Source organism: Kitasatospora sp. NPDC042419 (genome assembly GCF_056437345.1).
Genome location: NZ_JBWKAW010000011.1, coordinates 112,219 through 128,286 on the forward strand (window position 1 = coordinate 112,219; position 16,068 = coordinate 128,286).

The 16,068-nt window shown below is 72.4% G+C and carries 15 protein-coding genes; 12 read left to right on the top strand and 3 right to left on the bottom strand.

The window, feature by feature from the left end:
- Positions 1 to 109: 109 nt before the first annotated feature.
- Both AC067J_RS21790 and AC067J_RS21795 read left to right on the top strand, forming a co-directional pair.
- Positions 110 to 802: a demethylmenaquinone methyltransferase gene (locus AC067J_RS21790; protein ID WP_478301580.1), complete on the top strand. Its 693-nt coding sequence runs from the start codon at positions 110 to 112 to the stop codon at positions 800 to 802.
- Positions 803 to 1,140: 338 nt separating this feature from the next.
- Positions 1,141 to 2,445, top strand: a complete 1,305-nt coding sequence (locus tag AC067J_RS21795; RefSeq protein WP_478301582.1) for a geranylgeranyl reductase family protein — start codon at positions 1,141 to 1,143, stop codon at positions 2,443 to 2,445.
- A 135-nt stretch (positions 2,446 to 2,580) separates the two neighbouring features.
- On the opposite strand, the gene AC067J_RS21800 is transcribed toward AC067J_RS21795, so the two are convergent.
- Positions 2,581 to 2,922 (bottom strand): MazG-like family protein, encoded by a 342-nt coding sequence (locus AC067J_RS21800; RefSeq protein WP_478301584.1) that lies wholly within the window; start codon positions 2,920 to 2,922, stop codon positions 2,581 to 2,583.
- An 84-nt stretch (positions 2,923 to 3,006) separates the two neighbouring features.
- Positions 3,007 to 3,669, bottom strand: a complete 663-nt coding sequence (locus AC067J_RS21805) for a peptidylprolyl isomerase (protein ID WP_478301586.1) — start codon at positions 3,667 to 3,669, stop codon at positions 3,007 to 3,009.
- A 280-nt stretch (positions 3,670 to 3,949) separates the two neighbouring features.
- Between AC067J_RS21805 and AC067J_RS21810 the strand changes: the two genes are divergently transcribed.
- On the top strand, positions 3,950 to 4,912 hold the full coding sequence (locus AC067J_RS21810) for a DMT family transporter (protein ID WP_478301588.1): 963 nt from the start codon (positions 3,950 to 3,952) through the stop codon (positions 4,910 to 4,912).
- A gap of 43 nt (positions 4,913 to 4,955) precedes the next feature.
- Here the strand turns inward: AC067J_RS21810 and AC067J_RS21815 are convergent, their stop codons facing one another.
- Positions 4,956 to 5,606: a hypothetical protein gene (locus tag AC067J_RS21815; RefSeq protein ID WP_478301590.1), complete on the bottom strand. Its 651-nt coding sequence runs from the start codon at positions 5,604 to 5,606 to the stop codon at positions 4,956 to 4,958.
- Between the two features lie 189 nt (positions 5,607 to 5,795).
- Here AC067J_RS21815 and AC067J_RS21820 point away from each other — a divergent pair, with 189 nt between their 5' ends.
- The 9 genes from AC067J_RS21820 to AC067J_RS21860 all read left to right on the top strand — a co-directional run bounded on the left by AC067J_RS21820 (position 5,796) and on the right by AC067J_RS21860 (position 16,033).
- Complete coding sequence (locus AC067J_RS21820) at positions 5,796 to 6,860, top strand: sensor histidine kinase (protein WP_478301592.1); 1,065 nt, start codon at positions 5,796 to 5,798, stop codon at positions 6,858 to 6,860.
- A gap of 106 nt (positions 6,861 to 6,966) precedes the next feature.
- On the top strand, positions 6,967 to 7,665 hold the full coding sequence (locus AC067J_RS21825) for a response regulator (RefSeq protein WP_478301594.1): 699 nt from the start codon (positions 6,967 to 6,969) through the stop codon (positions 7,663 to 7,665).
- 712 nt (positions 7,666 to 8,377) lie between these two features.
- Positions 8,378 to 8,737, top strand: coding sequence for an NADH-quinone oxidoreductase subunit A (locus tag AC067J_RS21830; RefSeq protein ID WP_014137597.1), 360 nt, complete (start codon positions 8,378 to 8,380; stop codon positions 8,735 to 8,737).
- 107 nt (positions 8,738 to 8,844) lie between these two features.
- Positions 8,845 to 9,399 carry a NuoB/complex I 20 kDa subunit family protein gene (locus tag AC067J_RS21835; protein WP_478301596.1) on the top strand — a complete coding sequence of 185 codons (555 nt, stop codon included), beginning with the start codon at positions 8,845 to 8,847 and terminating at the stop codon, positions 9,397 to 9,399.
- Positions 9,396 to 10,109 carry an NADH-quinone oxidoreductase subunit C gene (locus AC067J_RS21840; protein WP_478301598.1) on the top strand — a complete coding sequence of 238 codons (714 nt, stop codon included), beginning with the start codon at positions 9,396 to 9,398 and terminating at the stop codon, positions 10,107 to 10,109. The genes AC067J_RS21835 and AC067J_RS21840 overlap by 4 nt, the downstream gene beginning before the upstream one ends.
- Positions 10,109 to 11,461, top strand: a complete 1,353-nt coding sequence (locus tag AC067J_RS21845; protein ID WP_478301600.1) for an NADH-quinone oxidoreductase subunit D — start codon at positions 10,109 to 10,111, stop codon at positions 11,459 to 11,461. The genes AC067J_RS21840 and AC067J_RS21845 overlap by 1 nt, the downstream gene beginning before the upstream one ends.
- Positions 11,458 to 12,198, top strand: coding sequence for an NADH-quinone oxidoreductase subunit NuoE (nuoE, locus tag AC067J_RS21850; RefSeq protein WP_478301602.1), 741 nt, complete (start codon positions 11,458 to 11,460; stop codon positions 12,196 to 12,198). Before AC067J_RS21845 ends, nuoE begins: the two co-directional genes overlap by 4 nt.
- On the top strand, positions 12,198 to 13,559 hold the full coding sequence (gene nuoF, locus AC067J_RS21855) for an NADH-quinone oxidoreductase subunit NuoF (protein WP_478301604.1): 1,362 nt from the start codon (positions 12,198 to 12,200) through the stop codon (positions 13,557 to 13,559). The genes nuoE and nuoF overlap by 1 nt, the downstream gene beginning before the upstream one ends.
- Positions 13,556 to 16,033, top strand: coding sequence for an NADH-quinone oxidoreductase subunit G (locus AC067J_RS21860; protein ID WP_478301606.1), 2,478 nt, complete (start codon positions 13,556 to 13,558; stop codon positions 16,031 to 16,033). The genes nuoF and AC067J_RS21860 overlap by 4 nt, the downstream gene beginning before the upstream one ends.
- Positions 16,034 to 16,068: the final 35 nt, after the last annotated feature.

A 16,068-nucleotide genomic window follows, 5' to 3' on the forward strand; every position in this document is an offset into this window, starting at 1 on the left:
CGTGCCCGGACGCCGGTCCCCGTCGGGGCGGGCCCGGGCCGCGCCGCCCGGATCGCCTCGGACGTGCCCCCTTGCCCGGATCGTCGGGGCCAGGGTGAACAATGGGGTCGTGACCCGAGCCTCTCTGGACAAGCAGCCGCACGAAGTCGCCGCAATGTTCGACGACGTCGCGGCCAAGTACGACCGCACCAACGACGTGCTCTCCCTCGGCCAGGCCCGCGCCTGGCGCCGGGCGGTGGCCGAGGCGGTGGCCGCCGGACCGGGGGACCTCGTACTCGACCTCGGCGCCGGCACCGGCACCTCCTCGCTGCCCTTCCAGGAGGCCGGGGCCCAGGTCGTCCCCTGCGACTTCTCGGTCGGCATGCTCGCCGAGGGCAAGCGCCGTCACCCCGAGCTGGCGCTGACGGCCGGGGACGCCACCAGGCTGCCGTTCGCCGACGGCACCTTCGACTCGGTGACGATCTCCTTCGCGCTGCGCAACGTCCACGAGACCGAGGCGGCCCTGCGCGAGATGCAGCGGGTCACCAAGCCCGGCGGCAAGCTGGTGATCTGCGAGTTCTCCACGCCGACCTGGACGCCGTTCCGGACCGTCTACACCGAGTACCTGATGCGTGCGCTGCCGCCGGTCGCCACGGCGGTCAGCAGCAACCCGGACGCCTACGTCTACCTCGCCGAGTCCATCCGGGCCTGGCCCGACCAGCCCGAGCTGGCCGGGATGCTGCAGGAGGCCGGCTGGTCCAAGGTGGCCTGGCGCAACCTGACCGGCGGCATCGTGGCCCTGCACCGGGCCTACAAGGTCTGACCGCTCGGCCGACCACCCGGTACGGCCACCCGGTACGGGCGCCCGGCCTGACCGTCCGGCCTGACTGCCCGGCCGATCGCCCGCTCCGGTCGTCAGGTCCGACTGTCCGTCCGGCTGTCCGTCCCGCTGTCCGTGCGACCGCAGGGGTCGACCTCCGGTCCCGTGCGGGCCGTGGCCCGGTCCTCCGGTCCGGTGCGCGAGGGCTGACCCACCGGGGCAGACTCGCCGGAGCCGACCGCGGCTCCGGCCGAGGGCCCGGTCCGCAACTCGTAGACTCGTCCAAGCCCAGCCGTGCCGGCCCCCGACGGCCGGCCGACCCCAGCAGGAGTGTGCCCACCGTGTCCGAGACCGCCGTTGACCTGAGCGCAGGCGTTGTGGAGAGCACCGCGGACGTCATCGTGGTCGGCGCGGGCCCGGCCGGCTCCGCCACCGCGTACTACCTGGCCCAGGCCGGCCTGGACGTGCTGCTGCTGGAGAAGACCTCCTTCCCCCGGGAGAAGGTCTGCGGCGACGGGCTCACCCCGCGCGCCACCAAGCAGCTGGTCGACATGGGCATCGACGTGTCGACCGCGAACGGCTGGCTGCACAACAAGGGACTGCGGATCATCGGCGGCGGCGTCCGGCTGGAGTTGGACTGGCCGGAGCTCTCGGCCTTCCCCGACTACGGGCTGGTCCGCAAGCGGGCCGACTTCGACGAGCTGCTCGCCCGTCAGGCCGAGAAGGCGGGTGCCCGGCTCTACGAGCGGTGCAACGTCAGCGGCCCGGTGCTGGACGACCGGACCGGCCGGATCGTCGGCGTCACCGCCCGGCTCGGCGACGAGAAGCGCGCGGTGACCTTCCGGGCCCCGCTGGTGGTGGCCGCCGACGGCAACTCCACCCGGCTGTCGCTCGCCATGGGCCTGCACCGCCGCGAGGACCGCCCGATGGGCGTGGCCTACCGGACGTACTTCACCTCCCCGCGCCACGACGACGACTACCTGGAGTCCTGGCTGGAGCTGTGGGACACCCGTGAGGGCCAGCGGAAGCTGCTGCCGGGCTACGGCTGGGTCTTCGGCATGGGCGACGGCACCTCCAACGTGGGCCTCGGCATCCTCAACTCCTCGCCGGCCTTCGGCGAGCTGGACTGGCGCGAGGTCCTCAAGGCCTGGTGCGCCAGCATGCCGGAGGAGTGGGGCTACACCCCCGAGAACATGACCGACCCGATCCGTGGCGCGGCCCTCCCGATGGCCTTCAACCGGCAGCCGCACTACACCCGCGGCCTGCTGCTGGTCGGCGACGCCGGCGGCATGGTCAACCCGTTCAACGGCGAGGGCATCGCCTACGCGATGGAATCCGGCCAGATCGCCGCCGGAGTCATCGTCCAGGCCCACGCCCGGGTCACCGAGGCCGGTCGCGAGCGGGCCCTCCAGGCCTACCCGCGGATCCTCAAGGACGTCTACGGCGGCTACTACACCCTCGGCCGCGCCTTCGTGAAGCTCATCGGCAACCCGAAGGTCATGCAGCTCGCCACCCAGCGCGGGCTGACCCACCCGATCCTGATGAAGTTCGTCCTGAAGATGCTGGCCAACCTCACCGACCCCCAGGGCGGCGACGCGATGGACCGCATCATCAACGGCCTCGCCAAGGCCGCCCCGAACGCCTGATCCTCGGGGGCGGGCCGGTCGGCTCGCCCAGCCCCCGGCCCCGGCTCGCCCAGCCCCCGGCCCCGGCTCACCCGGGCCCCCGGCCGCGCGGCCCCGGCCCGGGTGAGCCGTGCGGCACCGGGCGTCACCCCGCGGTCAGGGCCGGTCCTCCCCGGGGCGGCGGCTGGCGGTCGAGCGGTGCTCGACGTAGGCGAGGCGTTCGGCGAAGACCCGTGCGGCGTCGGGGGTGAGCGTGCGGAGAGCCACCAGCGCGGAGAAGACGACGTCGCAGAGCTCGTGCTGGACGTCCTCCCAGGTGTGGGTGACGCCCTTGCGCGGGTTCTGGCCGGTGACGCCGATCACGGCGGCACTGACCTCGCCGACCTCTTCGGAGAGTTTGAGGATGCGGGCCAGCCGTTCCTCCTGAGGAGTGAGCGGGCTCTCCTCGTCGAGCCAGGCGACCAGGTGGTCGACGCTCTCCCAGATCCTGCTGTCCATGCGGCGCTGCTCCCGTACGGTGTCGATGGCGTGGTCCACCGTACGGGAGCGGTGGTGTGAGGCGGCGGGGAGCCGTACGGCGGGTCAGCGCTTGGCGATCCGGACGTCGCGGATCTTGACGAAGAGGTTCGGGTAGCCGTCGCCGGGGTTGTTCTGGTCGTCCTCGCCGGCGGCGGCGATCTTCTGCAGGACGTCCAGCCCCGCGGTGATCCGGCCGAACGGGGTGTAGGCGGGGGAGAGCTTGGTGTCCTTCCAGACGAAGAAGAACTGGCTGCCGTTGGTGTTGGGGCCCGCGTTGGCCATGGCGACGGTGCCGGCGGGGTACGTGGCGCCCTCCAGGTTCTCGTCGGGGAAGGAGTAGCCCGGGCCACCGCTGCCGGTACCGGTCGGGTCGCCGCACTGCAGGACGAAGATCCGCTGGGTGGTGAGCCGGTGGCAGTGGCTGCGGTCGAAGTAGTCGTGCTCGGCGAGGAAGCGGAACGAGAAGGTGGTGCAGGGGGCCTTGTCGGTCAGCGCCTGGAAGGTGATCGCCCCCTGGGTCGTCTTCAGGGTCGCGCTGTAGGGCTTGGCGGCCTTCTTGGCGTCGAAGACCGGGATGCCCTTGAAGTTGTCGGCGGGGACCGCCGGGGTGTAGGTGCAGGTGGCGGCGGTGCCGGCCGACGGGGTCTCCGCGACGGCGGTGCCGGTGCTCGCGGCGAGCGGCAGGACGGTGGCCGCGGCGATCAACGCCCAGTGTTTCCGCTTCACTTGACGTGCCTTCCGGTGGGAGGGGGACGGCTGCGTTGTCATGGCGACATCATCCACGGCGGGGTGGGGATCCGGTAGGGGTGGAATGCCGTTGATCGTCCGGCCTCCGGTGCGCGAGGATGGCGGACCCCTGCTCCACCCCGGCCGGGCCCGGTGTCCGGCCGTCTGCCCGGTTCACCGTTCCGTTCACTGCTCGGTCCACTGCTCAGCCCCGGGATCCGTCCGACGTCGTGCGGGACTCTCGCCTGCCGGTTCCGTTCGCTTCGAAGAGGTCCTGCCCATGCGTGCTTCGTCGTCCGTTCTCAGAGATGTGCCGGTGCTGCTGGTGGCAGTGGTCTGGGGTTCGAGCTTCCTGGCGGTGCAGCGGGTGGCCGAACCGGACACGGTGGTGGCCATGCTGGTGCTGCGGTTCGGCCTGGTCCTGCCGCTGCTCGGGGCGTTCGCCTGGCGGGGGCTGCGGCGGATGGGGCGTGCCGAGTGGCTCGGCGGGGCGTCCTTGGGGCTGGTGCTCGGCGCGATCTTCCTCCTGGAGACCTTCGGTGCGGTGCACACCTCGGCGACCAATGCCGGTCTGATCATCAGCCTCACGATCGTGTTCACCCCGCTCGCGGAGAGCGCCCTCGCCCGGACCGCGCTGCCGAGGCCCTTCCTTGCGGCGGCCGGCCTGGCGGTGGTGGGTATCGCGCTGCTCACCGGAGACGGCGGGCTGCGGGCACCGTCCCCGGGCGACCTGCTGGTGCTCGGCGCGGCCGTGGTGCGGACGGTCAACGTACTGGCCACCGCCCGCGTCCGGGCGATCCGGAAGACCGACACGCTGGCCCTCACCTGGGTCCAACTCGCGACCGCGACCGTGGTGTTCGCCGTCGTCGCACCCTTCGTCGGGCCGCTGCCCTGGACGGTCGCCGCCACGTACGGGCCCGCCGAGTGGGGCTGGCTGCTGCACCTCTCGCTGCTCTGCACGCTCTTCGCGTTCTTCGTGCAGATGTGGGCCGTCCGCACCACCTCGCCCTCCCGGGTCAGTCTGCTGCTCGGTACCGAACCGCTCTGGGCGGCGGTCTTCGGGATCACCCTCGCCGGCAACCACCTCGGCCCGCTCGCCCTGCTGGGCGGGGCCCTCGTCCTGGTCGCCACCGAGTGGGGGCGACGCACGGCGGTGGCACTGCCCCGAGAGGCTGCGCGCTCGCCGCGTGCGGGGGAGGCGGACGCAGGCGCGGACACGGTGCCGGAGCGGGCCGCGGTCTGACCGGCACCCGCGGTGACGGGCGTGGCCGCGGGTGCCGTGCTCGTCACCGGCGCCCCAGGGTGCGGCGGGCGTAGGCGACGGTGACGGCGGCGACCAGTGGACCCCAGGCGACCAGCGGCAGGTAGCAGAGGGTCATGATCACTCCGGCGGTGCCGTGCGGGGCTTCCGGATCGCTCATCGACGTGGCCCAGCCGCCGAGCAGGCTGTTCAGGCCGACCCAGGTCAGCACGGCGGAGCCGAGGGCGGCCGGGACGATTGCGGCGAGCGGGTGGACGGTCCGGCCGCCGATCAGAGGGATCCAGCGTGGCACCACCTCCCCCCAGGGGCGGACCAGCCCGAGGGTGAGGAAGGCCACCGCCTCGGCCAGGGCGCTCAGCAGGAGGAGGTAGGCGGTGCCCCAGCCGGGGACGTGGGGGTCGAGCCTGGCGGCCAGCTCGCCGCTGAAGCCGACCGGGACGCCGACCCCGAGGGCGACCCGCCAGAGCCCGGACGGCACGGTGGTCCAGACCGCGGCCCTGGCGGCCACCTCGGCCCAGCGCGGGGTGCCGGCGGGGCGGACGGCGCGGGCGGTGCCCCGCCGGGGCGCGGCCCGGCCGCTCCTCGCCGTGCGGGGGGTGAAGGTACGCACGGTACCGACGGTGGCGGCGGTACCGACGGTGGCCGTGGCGGTCGGGGTGGTCGTGGTTGCGGACACGGTGGCCGGCTCCTCTCCGGACCGGCCCCTGCGGCCGGCCCGACGGGATCAAGAGTGCTCGCCGGGGCGGTGGCTCCGTCAGTGCCGATCGGGCTGTCTTCGCTGCTCGGAGCGGCCGCGTAGATGTGCCGAACGGCACAAGCGGAGCCACCGGGCGATCCGTAGGCTTCCTCTCGGAAGGAGGCGATCATGAGTCAGTTCCTGTCGCTGGTGGTCCCGGTGGCCGTCCTGCTGGGGTGGCTGCCGCTGCGGTCGCGCTACGGGGCGTCGGCGTCGGCCGGTGTGCTCGGTGCGATCTCGCTGTCGGTCACGCTCGGCGTCCGGGTCGCGGGTGGCTGGGGCCAGGAGGAGCGCTGGCCCGGCGGCGTCGGGCTGCTCGAAATCGCCCTCCTGATCCTGGTGGTGGTCGTCACCCTGCGGGCGGAGGACGGCTGGCGCTCCGCGGCGGCGTCCTGGACGATCGGTGCCGCGGTGGTGCTGTGGCTGTCCCGGTTCGAGACCGCCGACAACTCGATCGACGCACTGACGCTGTTCGGCTTCGGTGCGGTGCTCGCCCTGCCGACCGTCCTGACCGGGCTCTACCTGCGCAGGATGGACGACACCCGGCGCCGCTCGGTGGCCGCCGCCCGCCGCGCACAGCGCCTCGAACTCGCCCACGACCTGCACGACTTCGTCGCTCACGACGTCAGCAGGATGGTCGCCCAGGCGCAGGCGGGCTCGGTGCTGGCGGCCTCGGACCCGGTGCGGGCGGCGGCACTGTTCGAGCGGATAGAGCAGGCCGGGCTGCAGGCCCTGGCCTCGCTCGACCGGACCGTCCGGCTGCTGCGCAGCGAGGAGGAGGACGGTCCGGAGCGGATCCCGCAGCCCGGCCTGGCCGAACTGGCCGAGCTCACCGAGCGGTTCGCCGATTCGGGCGGCGTGACGGTGCGGCTGGACGCCCCGGCCGGCGAGCCCGCGGTTCCCCGGGAGGTGGCGGCCACCGCCTACCGGGTCGTGGTCGAGGCGCTGACCAACGTCCGCCGGCACGCGTCCGGTGCCAGCGTGGTCGACGTCCAGGTTCGGTACGAGGGGCGGCGGTTGGCGGTGGTGGTGCGTGACGACGGCGGTGGCACGCAGGCACCCGGATCGCGCCGGGGCGGCAGCGGGCTGGCGGGGCTGGAGGCACGGGTGGAGGCCCTGGGCGGGACGCTCGACGCGGGCCGGGAAGGCGACGGCTGGCAGGTGGCGGCGACGATGCCACTGGACGCACGGTGACAGGGTGCTGCAGGGCGACCGGCTGCGGGGTGCCGGGCGTTCGGGCGACGAAGGCGACAGGAACAGTGCGGGGGCCGTACCGGCCGACGGAAGGAGGAGTGGACCGATGAGCATCAGGGTGCTCCTGGCCGATGACGACGAGGCGATTCGCAGTGCGTACCGGATCATCCTGGACGCCCAGCCGGACATCGAGGTGGTGGGTGAGGCGGCGGACGGGGAGGAGGCCATCGGGCAGGCCGAGCGGCTGCGTCCGGACGTGATCCTCGCGGACATCCGGATGCCGCGACTGGACGGCCTGGAGCTGACCCGGCGGCTGGGCGGGGACTTCCGGGTGGTTGTGGTGACCACCTTCGACCTGGACGAGTACGTGCACGCGGCGATCCGTTCCGGTGCGGCGGGGTTCCTGCTCAAGCGGTCGGGGCCGGCACTGCTGGCGGAGGCGGTTCGGGCCGCCGTCGCGGGGGACGCGTTGATCAGTCCCCAGGTCACCGTGCGCCTGCTGCGGCAGCTGTCGCGAGGAGGAGAGCAGAAACCGAGCGAGGAGGGAAAGGGGCTGGGGAGGCTGGGGCGACAGAAGAGGCGGGAAGGAAAGGAGACTCCGCGCGTCGGGCCGGTCGAGGAACTCACCGCGCGCGAAATGGAGATCGCCACGCTTGTCGCGGACGGCGCGACCAACGCCGAGATCGCGACGGAGCTGTTCATCACCGCGGGGACGGTGAAGAACCACCTGGCCTCCATCCAGCGGAAACTCGGAACGCGGAACCGGGTCGGCATCGCAGCCTGGGCCTGGGAGGCCGGGGCCTGAGCCGGAGCCCGCGCTCCACCGCACACCGAAACCCCACGCCCCACGCGAGCCTCACGTCCTACGCACCCCCACGCGCCCCACGCACCCCACACGCCCCACACCACCTGCGCCCCCGCGCCCTCACCGAGCCGTGCCCCGCCCCCGTCGTCCCACCCCACCGACCGAGCCCCCGCCGCCCCGCCGGCTCTCCCGTCGCCGCCGTCGCAGACCACTGCTAGCTACCCGCCGCCCGGCCGCGGCCGGCGCTGCCCGCACTCCGGTGCCCCAACTCGGCTCTCTGCTCGCGCGCTTGTGAACGAAGGGTCAAGCGGACGTTCGGAGGGCCGCCACCCCTGAGGGTGAGCCGCTATAACACGTCAACATGACGCCTGGAAATTTGCTCACAGCGTCGCATAGTTGATATAGGAGCGCGGCTCTGACCTGCCGCTTCGCAGATAAATGCGACTGGTTGTGACCATTTGACTTCTTTGAGTCGACAACTCTCGCCATGTTCACTTTCGCCACCATTCGCGAGGTGGCGGAGATCACAAAGATCGTCCTGAACTGCGTGTCGCAGATCACAAGCCGACGGGCATAGGATGCGCTCGTTCCAGGCTTTGTGAACTGCCTCACATGGGGTGGATCGCGGGAACTGGAACGCCGGGTTCACCACAGTGTGACCCGTCGGTTCCGATCTGCAGTCAAGGACGACTGGACGGAGGGAGCGGGGGCTATGAATGCCTACGCGCCGATCCTCGTACTCGGTGCCATCGCGGCGGCGTTCGCGGTCGGCTCCGTCGTGATGGCCTCACTGACCGGGCCCAAGCGTTACAACCGGGCCAAGTTGGAGGCGTACGAGTGCGGCATCGAGCCGACCCCGCAGCCCGTGGGCGGCGGTCGGTTCCCGATCAAGTACTACCTGACGGCGATGCTCTTCATCGTCTTCGACATCGAGATCGTCTTTCTCTATCCGTGGGCGGTGAGCTTCGACGCCCTGGGGATCTTCGGGCTGGTCGAGATGCTCCTGTTCATCGCCACCGTCTTCGTCGCGTACGCCTACGTCTGGCGGCGCGGCGGTCTGGAGTGGGACTGAGCCTGGAGCGGGACTGGGTGCCGGGCGGCCGCCGGAGCTTGTGAACGGGCGGACAAGCCTGAACGGGCGGATGAACCACAGGACTTGAGGGCATTGAGAGGGATCTGATGGGAATCGAGGAGAAGCTGCCGAGCGGCTTTCTGCTCACGAGCGTGGAGACGGCCGCCGGCTGGGTGCGAAAGGCGTCGCTCTTCCCGGCCACCTTCGGGCTGGCCTGCTGCGCGATCGAGATGATGACCACGGGCGCGGGCCGCTACGACCTGGCCCGGTTCGGTATGGAGGTGTTCCGGGGCTCGCCCCGGCAGGCCGATCTGATGATCGTGGCAGGCCGGGTGAGCCAGAAGATGGCCCCGGTGTTGCGCCAGGTCTACGACCAGATGGCCAATCCGAAGTGGGTCATCTCGATGGGCGTCTGCGCCTCGTCGGGCGGGATGTTCAACAACTACGCGATCGTGCAGGGCGTCGACCACATCGTCCCGGTGGACATCTACCTGCCGGGTTGTCCGCCCCGCCCGGAGATGCTGATGGACGCGATCCTGAAGCTGCACGACAAGATCCAGCACGAGCCGCTCGGGGTGAACCGGCGCCGTGCCGAGGAGCTGGGCGAGGCGCTCGCGCTGCAGGCCACCCCCGTGAGCGAGATGCGGGGGCTGCTGCGATGAACGACCAGGTACCCGAGACCCGCCGCGATGAGTCGCGCCGCGAGATCCCGGTCGAGGTGGTCGGCCGCCGGCAGGGCATGTTCGGCGCCCAGGGCAGCGGCGACACCTCCGGTTTCGGCGGGCTGGTCGCCCCGATCGCGCTGCCGCCGGCGAGCGAACGCCCGTACGGCGGCTGGTTCGACGAGGTGGCCGACGAGCTGGAGGGCGCGCTGGAGGAGCAGGGCCTCGACCCGGCCGACGTGATCGAGAAGACCGTCGTCGACCGCGCCGAGCTCACCTTCCACATCGCCCGCGAGCACCTGCTCCGCACCGCCCGGACCCTGCGCGACGACCCGGCCCTCCGGTTCGAGCTCTGCCTCGGCGTGAGCGGCGTGCACTACCCGGGCGACCAGGGCCGCGAACTGCACGCGGTCTACCATCTGCGCTCGATCACCCACGGCCGGCTGCTCCGGCTGGAGGTCACCGCGCCGGACGCCGATCCGCGCGTGCCGTCCGTGGTCAGCGTCTACCCGACCAACGACTGGCACGAGCGCGAGGCCTACGACTTCTTCGGCCTGGTCTTCGAGGACCACCCGGCGCTCACCCGGATCATGATGCCGGACGACTGGCTGGGCCACCCGCAGCGCAAGGACTACCCGCTCGGCGGCATCCCCGTCGAGTACAAGGGCGCCCAGATCCCGGCGCCCGACCAGCGGAGGTCGTACAGCTGATGAGCACCCAGCACTACGAAGAGGCGCACCAGGGGGCGGCGGAGGCCGCCGCCCGGGAGACCACCGAGGGCCGGGTCTTCACGGTCACCGGCGGTGACTGGGGCGAGGTGGTCGAGGCCGTCGGCCGGGCCGACGACGAACGCATCATCGTCAACATGGGTCCCCAGCACCCGTCCACCCACGGCGTGCTGCGGCTGATCCTGGAGATCGACGGCGAGACGGTGACGGAGGCCCGCTGCGGCATCGGCTACCTCCACACCGGCATCGAGAAGAACATGGAGTTCCGCAGCTGGGTCCAGGGCACCACCTTCGTGACCCGGATGGACTACCTGACTCCGCTGTTCAACGAGACCGCCTACTGCCTGGCCGTCGAGAAGCTGCTCGGCATCACCGACGACGTCCCGGACCGGGCCAGCGTCATCCGCGTCCTGATGATGGAGCTCAACCGGATCTCCTCGCACCTGGTCTGCCTGGCCACCGGCGGGATGGAGATCGGCTCCACCACGCTGATGATCTACGGCTTCCGGGACCGCGAACTGATCCTGGACGTCTTCGAGCTGGTCACCGGCCTGCGGATGAACCACGCGTACGTCCGCCCCGGCGGGCTCGCCCAGGACCTCCCGCCCGGCGCGGTGGACCAGATCCGCGAGGCCGTGAAGACCATCCGCTCGCGGATGCACGAGTACGACAAACTCGCCACCGGCAACCCGGTGTTCAAGGCCCGCCTGGTCGACGTCGGCTTCCTCGACCTGCCCGGCTGCCTGGCCCTCGGTGCCACCGGCCCGATCCTGCGCGCCACCGGCCTGCCGCACGACCTGCGCAAGACCGACCCGTACTGCGGCTACGAGGACTACGACTTCGAGGTCGCGGTCGCCGACAGCGCCGACTCGTACGGCCGCTTCCTGATCCGCCTGGAGGAGATGAAGCAGTCGCTGCGGATCGTCGAGCAGTGCCTGGACCGGCTCCGCCCCGGTCCGGTGATGGTGGCCGACAAGAAGATCGCCTGGCCGGCCCAGCTCGCCGTCGGCCCGGACGGGATGGGCAACTCGCTCGACCACATCCGGAAGATCATGGGCACCTCGATGGAGGCCCTGATCCACCACTTCAAGCTGGTCACCGAGGGCTTCCGGGTCCCGGTCGGCCAGGCGTACGCGGCGGTCGAGTCACCCAAGGGCGAGCTCGGCGTGCACGTGGTCAGCGACGGCGGGACGCGCCCGTACCGGGTCCACTTCCGGGACCCGTCGTTCACCAATCTGCAGACGATGGCGGCGATGTGCGAGGGCGGCCAGGTGGCCGACGTGATCGTCGCGGTGGCCGGGATCGACCCGGTGATGGGAGGCGTGGACCGGTGACAGACGTCCAGTTGGGGATGCCGGCGCTGCCGGCCAGGCCGTACTCCGAGGAGGTGCACTCCCGGCTGGCCGCCGACGCCGCCGAGCTGATCGGGCGCTACCCGGTGGCCCGGTCCGCGCTGCTGCCGCTGCTGCACCTGGTGCAGGCCGAGGAGGGCTTCGTCAGCCCGACCGGCATCCGGTTCTGCGCCGAGCAGTTGGACCTCACCACCGCCGAGGTCACCGCCGTCGCCACCTTCTACACCATGTACCGGCGCCGGCCCGCCGGCGAGTACCACGTCGGGGTCTGCACCAACACCCTCTGCGCGGTGCTCGGCGGCGACGAGATCTTCGCGGAGCTCCAGCAGCACCTCGGCGTCAAGAACAACGAGACCACCGAGGACGGCCGGATCTCGATCGAGCACATCGAGTGCAACGCGGCCTGCGACTACGCGCCCGTGGTGATGGTCAACTGGGAGTTCTTCGACAACCAGACCCCGGAGAGCGCCAAGCAGCTGGTCGACGACCTGCGGGCGGGCCGGGAGGCCAACCCCACCCGCGGCGCCAAGCTCTGCTCCTTCAAGGAGACCGCCCGCATCCTGGCCGGCTTCCCCGACGAGCGCGCCGGGGTGGTCGACGAGTCCGGCGCCGGCGGCGCCCCCTCGCTGGCCGGCCTGCGACTGGCCCGCGGCGAGGCCCTGCCCGGCACCGGCGGCACCCGCGTCGTCTCGCCCCGCCACGAAGGGACCGAAGCGTGATGACCTCCGCCGAGCCGGCCGAGAAGCTCCTCACCCCCGTGCTCTCCGCCTCCTGGGACGACACCCGGCCCTGGACCCTCGCCACCTACCGCCGCCACGCCGGGTACGAGGGCCTGAAGGCCGCCCTCGCGATGGCGCCGGACGAGGTGATCGCGCTGGTCAAGGACGCCGGTCTGCGCGGCCGCGGCGGCGCCGGCTTCCCCACCGGGATGAAGTGGCAGTTCATCCCGCAGAACGACGGCAAGCCGCACTACCTGGTGGTCAACGCGGACGAGTCCGAGCCGGGCACCTGCAAGGACATCCCGCTGCTCTTCGCCAACCCGCACTCGCTGATCGAGGGCATGATCATCGCGTCCTACGCGATCCGCTGCGACCACGCCTTCATCTACCTGCGCGGCGAGGTCGTCCCGGTGCTCCGCCGACTGCAGGCCGCCGTCGCCGAGGCGTACGGGGCCGGCCTGCTCGGCAAGGACGCCCTCGGCCCGGGCCTCGACCTGGACATCACCGTCCACGCCGGCGCCGGCGCGTACATCTGCGGCGAGGAGACGGCCCTGCTCGACTCGCTGGAGGGGCGCCGCGGCCAGCCGAGGCTGCGCCCGCCGTTCCCGGCCATCGCCGGCCTCTACGCCTGCCCGACCGTGGTCAACAACGTCGAGTCGATCGCCTCGGTGCCGCCGATCCTGGCCAGGGGCAAGGAGTGGTTCAAGGGCCTGGGCACCGAGAAGTCCCCCGGCTTCACGCTCTACTCGCTCTCCGGCCACGTCACCAACCCCGGCCAGTACGAGGCCCCGCTCGGCGTCACGCTGCGCCAGCTGCTCGACATCAGCGGCGGCGTCCGGTCGGGCCACCGGCTCAAGTTCTGGACCCCGGGCGGTTCCTCCACCCCGATGTTCACCGACGAGCACCTCGACGTCCCGCTCGACTACGAGGGCGTCGGCGCGGCCGGATCGATGCTCGGCACCAAGGCCCTGCAGGTCTTCGACGAGACCACCTGCGTGGTCCGGGCCGTCACCCGCTGGACGGAGTTCTACGCCCACGAGTCCTGCGGCAAGTGCACCCCCTGCCGCGAGGGCACCTACTGGCTGGTCCAGCTGCTCCGGCGGATCGAGGCCGGCGAGGGCGTCGACGGGGACCTGGAGAAGCTCCTCGACATCGCCGACAACATCAACGGCAAGTCCTTCTGCGCCCTGGGGGACGGCGCGGCCAGCCCGATCGTCTCCTCCCTCCAGCACTTCCGGGCCGAGTACGAGCAGCACCTCGCGGAGCGCCGCTGCCCCTTCGACCCGGCCGCCTCCACCGTCTGGGCCGACGGCCCCCGCCCCGGCCACCAGTCCGCCACCGAAAGGGAGGTGCACGCGTGACGATCACAGAGCCATCCACCTCCAAGGCCGCGGTCGAACTGGTCACGCTCACCATCGACGGCGTCGAAGTGCAGGTCCCCAAGGGGACGTTGGTGATCCGGGCCGCCGAGCAGGTGGGCACCCAGATCCCGCGCTTCTGCGACCACCCGCTGCTCGACCCGGCCGGCGCCTGCCGCCAGTGCATCGTGGAGATCGAGGGCCAGCGCAAGCCGGTCGCCTCCTGCACCATCCCGGTGGCCGAGGGCATGGTGGTCCGGACGCAGGTCAGCTCGCCGGTCGCCGAGAAGGCGCAGCGCGGCGTGATGGAACTGCTGCTGATCAACCACCCGCTGGACTGCCCGGTCTGCGACAAGGGCGGCGAGTGTCCGCTGCAGAACCAGGCGATGGCGACCGGTGACGCCGACTCCCGTTTCGAGGGGATGAAGCGCACCTACGAGAAGCCGGTCCCGATCAGCACCCAGGTGCTCCTGGACCGCGAGCGCTGCGTGCTCTGCGCCCGCTGCACCCGCTTCTCCCAGCAGATCGCCGGGGACCCGTTCATCGACCTGGTCGAGCGCGGCGCGCTCCAGCAGGTCGGTACCGGTGAGGGCGACGACTTCGAGTCGTACTTCTCCGGCAACACCATCCAGATCTGCCCGGTCGGCGCCCTCACCTCGGCGGCTTATCGTTTCCGCTCCCGCCCGTTCGACCTGGTCTCCTCACCGAGCGTCTGCGAGCACTGCTCGGCGGGCTGCGCCCAGCGCACCGACCACCGGCGCGGCAAGGTGCTCCGCCGGCTGGCCGGCGAGGACCCGGCGGTCAACGAGGAGTGGAACTGCGACAAGGGCCGGTTCGCCTTCCGCTACGCCCAGCAGCGCGACCGGCTCACCACCCCGCTGGTGCGGCGGGACGGCGAACTGGTCGCCGCCTCCTGGCCGGAGGCGCTGGCGAGGGCCGCCGAGGGGCTGCGCGGTGCCCGCACCGGTGTCCTCACCGGCGGCCGGGTCACCGTCGAGGACGCCTACGCGTACGCGAAGTTCGCGCGCGTGGTGCTCGGCACCAACGACGTTGACTTCCGGTCCCGCCCGCACAGCGGTGAGGAGGCGGACTTCCTGGCCGCCGCCGTCGCCGGGCGCGGCGTCGACGTGGACGGGACCGGCGTCTCCTACGAGGAGCTGGAGTCGGCGCCCGCCGTGCTGCTCGCCGGACTGGAGCCGGAGGAGGAGTCGCCGATCGTCTTCCTGCGGCTGCGCAAGGCGAGCCGCGGCAACGGTCTGCGGGTGTTCTCGATCGCCACGCACGCCTCCCGGGGCCTGGCCAAGCTGCGCGGTGCGCTGCTGCCGGCCGCCCCCGGCACCGAGGCCGAGTGGCTGGCGGCGCTCGCCGCCGACGAGCCGCTCAACGACGACGCCGGCCGGGCCGCGGAGCTGCTCCGCACCCCCGGCTCGGTGATCCTGGCCGGCGAGCGGCTGTCCGCCGCCCCCGGCGCGCTCACCGCGGTGCTCCGGCTGGCGCACGCCACCGGGGCCCGGATCGCCTGGGTCCCGCGCCGGGCCGGCGAGCGCGGCGCGGTCGAGGCGGGCGCGCTGCCCGGGCTGCTGCCCGGTGGCCGCCCGGTCGCCGCCCCGGCCGCCAGGGCCGAGGCCGCCGCGGCCTGGGGGGTGGCCGAACTCCCGGCCCGGCTCGGCCGGGACACCGACCAGATCCTCGCGGCCGCCGCCCACGGCGACCTGGACGCGCTGCTGGTCGGCGGGGTCGACCCGGACGACCTGCCCGATCCGGCGCTGGCCGAGGAGGCGCTGACCGCCGCCCGGTTCGTGGTGTCGCTGGAGCTGCGGCCGTCCGCGGTCACCGCGCACGCGGACGTGGTGCTGCCGGTCGCCGCGGTGGCCGAGAAGGCCGGCACCTTCCTCGACTGGGAGGGCCGGGTGCGGATGTTCGAGGCCGCGCTCAAGCCGGACCAGCAGATGGGCCGCCACCTGCACCCGGACCTGCGGGTGCTGAACATGCTCGCCGACGCGCTGGGCCACCGGCTCGGCCTGCCGGACGTCCGGGCCGCCCGGCTGGAGCTGGACCGGTTCGCGCCCTGGACCGGCGACCGCCCGGCCGCCCCGGCGGCCCACCCCGGTCTGCTGCCGCGGCCGGCCACCGGCCAGGCGGTGCTGGCCGGCTGGCGGCTGCTGCTCGACCGGGGCACCCTCCAGGAGGGCGATCCGCACCTGGCCGGCACCCGCCACCCGGCGGTCGCCAGGATCTCGCCGACCACCGCCGCGGAGCTCGGCGCCGACGGTCCGCCCGCCGCGCTGCGGCTGACCGGTCCGGCCGGCTCGCTCACCCTGCCGCTGGAGATCGCCAAGGAGATGCCGGACCGCACGGTCTGGATCCCGCTCAACTCCACCCCGGGCGGCGCCCACCGCGCGCTCGGCACCACCACCGGCCACCTGGTCACCATCGCCGCGGCGGAGGCCACCGAGCCCGACGAGGAGGAGAAGTGAGTCTCGCCGCACTCGACGTCTCGGCGTTCGACGCC